At 45.7% G+C, this 243-nt stretch carries 1 protein-coding gene; it reads left to right on the top strand.

Translation table 11 applies throughout. The annotated features are described in order from the left end of the window. Positions 1-112: 112 nt before the first annotated feature. Positions 113-243: UbiD family decarboxylase (locus GYB81_RS24110; protein ID WP_178106612.1), on the top strand; the 131-nt coding region annotated here is incomplete at its 3' end.

The following is a 243-nucleotide window of genomic DNA, read 5'->3' as shown; positions in this document are numbered from 1 at the left end:
GTTAATTATATTCCCCGGTTTGCGTTATACCGTCAGAGTTCACGCTAATTTAACAAATTTACAGCATCGCAAAGATGAACGCCGTATAATGGGCGTAGATTAAGAGGCTACAATGGACGCCATGAAATATAACGATTTACGCGACTTCCTGACGCTGCTTGAACAGCAGGGTGAGCTAAAACGTATCACGCTCCCGGTGGATCCGCATCTGGAAATCACTGAAATTGCTGACCGCACTTTGCG

It is taken from the genome of Pseudomonas yangonensis (assembly GCF_009932725.1).
In the GTDB taxonomy this organism is placed as follows: domain Bacteria; phylum Pseudomonadota; class Gammaproteobacteria; order Pseudomonadales; family Pseudomonadaceae; genus Aquipseudomonas; species Aquipseudomonas yangonensis.
This window is presented reverse-complemented; position numbering and strand designations above follow the sequence as displayed.